This window comes from Sphingopyxis sp. (assembly GCF_035565275.1).
GTDB lineage: Bacteria > Pseudomonadota > Alphaproteobacteria > Sphingomonadales > Sphingomonadaceae > Sphingopyxis.
The window spans coordinates 1-4,053 of record NZ_DATMST010000093.1 but is presented as its reverse complement, the minus strand read 5'-3'; the positions used below and the strand labels follow the sequence as shown (position 1 = coordinate 4,053).

At 65.7% G+C, this 4,053-nt stretch carries 4 protein-coding genes; 1 reads left to right on the top strand and 3 read right to left on the bottom strand.

The genetic code is table 11. From position 1 onward, the window contains the following. Nucleotides 1-139: 139 nt before the first annotated feature. The 3 genes from grxD to VN047_RS06870 are packed head-to-tail and all read right to left on the bottom strand — an operon-like array spanning nt 140 to nt 1,093. Nucleotides 140-472, bottom strand: coding sequence for a Grx4 family monothiol glutaredoxin (gene grxD, locus VN047_RS06880; RefSeq protein WP_325541382.1), 333 nt, complete (start codon nt 470-472; stop codon nt 140-142). A gap of 50 nt (nt 473-522) precedes the next feature. Further along, nucleotides 523-756 (bottom strand): BolA family transcriptional regulator, encoded by a 234-nt coding sequence (locus VN047_RS06875; protein WP_325541380.1) that lies wholly within the window; start codon nt 754-756, stop codon nt 523-525. Between the two features lie 10 nt (nt 757-766). Next, nucleotides 767-1,093, bottom strand: coding sequence for a DUF1476 domain-containing protein (locus VN047_RS06870; protein WP_325541378.1), 327 nt, complete (start codon nt 1,091-1,093; stop codon nt 767-769). A gap of 209 nt (nt 1,094-1,302) precedes the next feature. Between VN047_RS06870 and VN047_RS06865 the strand changes: the two genes are divergently transcribed. Next, a partial coding sequence (locus VN047_RS06865; protein WP_325541376.1) for a CHAT domain-containing protein occupies nt 1,303-4,053 on the top strand: 2,751 nt, incomplete at its 3' end.

The window sequence follows — 4,053 nt, the reverse complement described above, 5'->3', positions numbered from 1 at the left end:
ACCATCGTATGGATCCCGGATCAAGTCCGGGATGACGAAGGAGAGGGAACGAACGTCAGCTTTCCACCCCGAAGCCGACACATAAAAGCCCGCCGGCATCATTGCGCCGACGGGCTTTTGCATCTGCCAGACGCGGCGCTTATTCGGCGCGCGCCGGAATATCCGTCATCAGCGTGTGAAGCTCGCCGGCTTCCCACATTTCCATCATGATATCCGATCCGCCGACAAATTCGCCCTTCACATAAAGCTGGGGAATCGTCGGCCAGTCCGAAAATTCCTTGATGCCCTGCCGGACTTCCATGTCCTGCAGCACATCGACGGTGTCATATTCGACGCCGAGCCGGTCGAGCATTGCGATCGCCCGCGAGGAAAAGCCGCACTGCGGGAACAGGGGCGTACCCTTCATGAACAGGAGCACCGGATGGTCGGCAACCAGCTTGGAAATGCGGTCTTGGGTGGTCGGGTCGGTCATTGTCTGTCTCCGGGGCGGGCGCGCCGTCGCGCCACGATAATGCATGCCCCCTATGAAGGGACGGCCGTCGTCAATTGCAAGGCATGAAGTTCGCCGCCCATGCGTCCACCCAGCGCGGCATAGACTGCCTTGTGCTGCGCGACGCGGGTCAGGCCGCGAAAGGCTTCGCTGACGACGTGCGCCGCATAATGGTCGTTGTCGCCGGCGAGATCGGTGATCGTCACGACCGCGCCGGGAAGCGCCGCCTCGATCATCGACCGCAAATCATCTTCGCGCATGCCCATCTGGATCGCCTCAGTTCTGGCTGTCCATGAACTGGCGCCGCGCTTCGGCCGTCTTGTCATTCAGCACCGAGCGAATTTCGGCATCGCTGATCTCGACGCTGGCCGCAGTCAGGTCGCCGGCGAGCTTGCGGATGACGTCCTCGTCGCCCGCTTCCTCGAAATCGGCCTGTACCACCGCCTTGGCATAGGCGTCGGTTTCCTCGGGCGTCAGCCCCATGCGTTCGGCCGCCCATTCGCCGACGAGCCGGTTGCGCCGCGCCGTAATGCGGAACTGCACCTCCTGGTCGCGTGCAAATTCTGCCTCGAAAGCCCGTTCACGATCGTTGAATCCGCTCATCTTGTCCTCACCGGAATGGAATGTCCTCCTGCAGATAGGTCGGGCACCCCGGCGGCGCAAGCCGCCTGTGCGGCAGATCACTTCCCTTTTTCAGACGAAGGGTTTAGGGTTCCTCGCCAAGGGATGGGTCGTACCACAGCAATGAAGATCGCGCCTTGCCGACACCGCGTCGGCACGGTGCCTTTACGTTTGTGTTTGGGGGATTGGGGATGAAGGTTCGACATTCGCACCTTGTGCCGGTGCTGGCGCTGCTGGCTGTTGCCGCGCCCGGGGCCGGCCACGCGCAGGTCACCGATCCCACGCTTCGCGACAGTTTCTCGATCGGCGAGCAGGGCGGCTCGCTGTGCGAGGTGCAGGCGACCGTCCGCGACGGCGTCGTCAGGGGGATGTTCGAACGCGCCTGGACGATCATCTGCCGCGACGCCAGCCAGCCCGTCGGATATGTCCGCGTGCTCAGGACAACAGCCGACGAGGCCCGCACCCGCATCGACCAGAACCGGGCCGGAACGATCGCCTGCGCCGTCGACGGGGCCTGCACCGTCAGGAACAGCAATGTCGTATGGTCCACGCGGATCGAGCCCGACGGGAAGGACGTCTACAGCGTCGAAGGTTTTGCGGCCTATGGCGACGCGCTGAATCTCGCGCTCGAATCGGTGCGGCAACGCAAGATCGTGCCGGGCGTGATCAAGGTCGCGACGACGTCGATCGGCGGCAACGACGGTTTCGCCCGCACCCTTGCCGGCACCATCGACGTCGACAAGGCGCTGGCCGAGGGGTACCGCCGCAACCACAGTGGCGATTATGCCGAGGCCGCCGAATTTTTCGAGGCGCTGTCGCGCCGCGCGGTCGAGGAACAATCGGCCGCCGACATCGACCCCACCGAATTCACGCTGAACCGCGCGCTACAACGCTCGAATCTTGGCGAGTTCGCCGAGGCCGCGCGGCTGTTCGCCGAGGTCGAGGCGATCCCGACGGTCGATATCGTCCAGCGGCGCCTGCGCCGCAATTTTCGTGCGATCAACGCGCTTAACCAGCGCGATTATGACGGCGCCGCAGCCATGCTCAGGGCGTCGATCCCGCCGCTCGCTACCGGAGTGACGGTCGCGGATGACGGCGTGACGCTGACGCCGCAGATCGTCGCCGGGGTCAACAGCGGCGACAGCGCGCGCGTGATCCGTCAAGGCAACGACCGCGAGCGATTGTCGCCCAACGAACGCGCCCGGATCATCGACGCGCAGGCGGTTCATCTGCTCGGCACGGTCGAACGGCTGCGCGGAAATGCGCAGGCGGCCAAGGAGGCGCAGCTCAAGGGTCTGGCGGACGCGCTTGCCGTTCGCGAAGGCCGCGTGACCTCGATCATCCGGCTGCGCTCGCAGATGCTTGGCGAACTCGCACTTGCCGAAGAGGCACTTGGCGATAACGGCGCCGCCGACGCGCGCTTCACCGAATCGGTCAATGCACTGGCGATCGAATATCCCGAAACCAACGCGCTCGCATCGGCGCGGGCGCGCTACGCCGCCTTTCTGACCCGTCACGGTCAGGACGACAAGGCGATGGGCATCTATCGCGAAGTCGTCACCGCGCTGGCGAATATGCAGCGCTCGACCACCGGCATGGCGAACGTCATGGCGCCCTATTACCGGCTGCTCGCCAGCCGCGCGGCGACCGACCCCGCCGCGATCGGCGATTTCTTCGTCGCCAGCCAGCTGCAGGTCCGCCCCGGCGTCGCCGACACGCAGGCGGTACTCGCGCGCGAATTGTCGAGCGGAAGCGACGAGGGTGCGCGGCTGTTCCGGCAGGCGACGACGTTGAATCGCGACATCGAACGCGCGCGGATCGAGGACGAACGGCTTTCGCAGCTGCCGGTTTCGCCCGAAGTGAACGCGCTGCGCGCCGACGTGAAGACCCAGATCGACAATCTGGCGTTCCAGCAGGCGGAAACCGTCGCCGCGCTGTCTGCTTTCCCGCAATATCGCGTCGTCGCCCCCGGCAAGCTCGACCTTCCCGAACTGCAGAAGGTGCTGCGCCCCGACGAAGCCTATCTGAAGATGCTCGTCGTCGGCGACGGCGTCTATGCGATGCTGATCGAACAGGGCAGCGCACAGCTGTGGAAATCGGACATCAGCGCGGCAGGCCTCGATACCGCGGTCGATGCGATCCGGTCGACGATCTCGATCGTCGAAAACGGACGCCGCGTCACCTATCCGTTCGACGCCGCAGCATCCTACAAGCTTTACGGGCAGCTCTTCGGCCCGGTCGCCGCGCGCCTGCCGGCGGTTCCGCACCTGATTTTCGAGCCCGACGGGGGCATGCTGCGGCTGCCGGTCAACCTGCTCATCACCGCCGATACGGGCCTTGCCGCCTATGAACAGCGGCTGCTCGACCCCGACGCCGATCCGTTCGACATGCGCCAGATCGCCTGGCTCGGACGAACGGCGCGGCCGAGCACTGCGGTCTCGACCCTCGCCTTTCGCAACGCGCGCCAGACGGCGCCGTCGCGGGCCACCCGGCAATATTTCGGCCTCGGCGAAAATCTGCCTGTCGGCGAGCGGTTGCCCGCGTCCGGCACGCGCAGCGCGGCATCTGGCAACGTCGATGGCGATTGCCTGTGGGACGTGTCGCAATGGGCGCGGCCGATTTCGGCCGACGAGCTGGTGACCGCGCAAAACGCGATGGGCCGCGATGCCGCGACGCTGCTGACCGGGGGCGCGTTCACCGACACGGCGGTAAAGAACCGCGCCGACCTTGGCGATTATCGCATCATCCACTTCGCGACGCACGGCCTCGTCACCGCGCCGCGTCCCGCCTGCCCCGCACGTCCGGCGCTCGTCACCTCGTTCGGCGACGCCGATTCGGACGGGCTTTTGACCTTCCAGGAAATCTTCGACCTCAAGATCGACGCCGACCTCGTCATCCTGTCGGCGTGCGACACCGCCGGCGCCGCGAGCGTCGCGGCGACG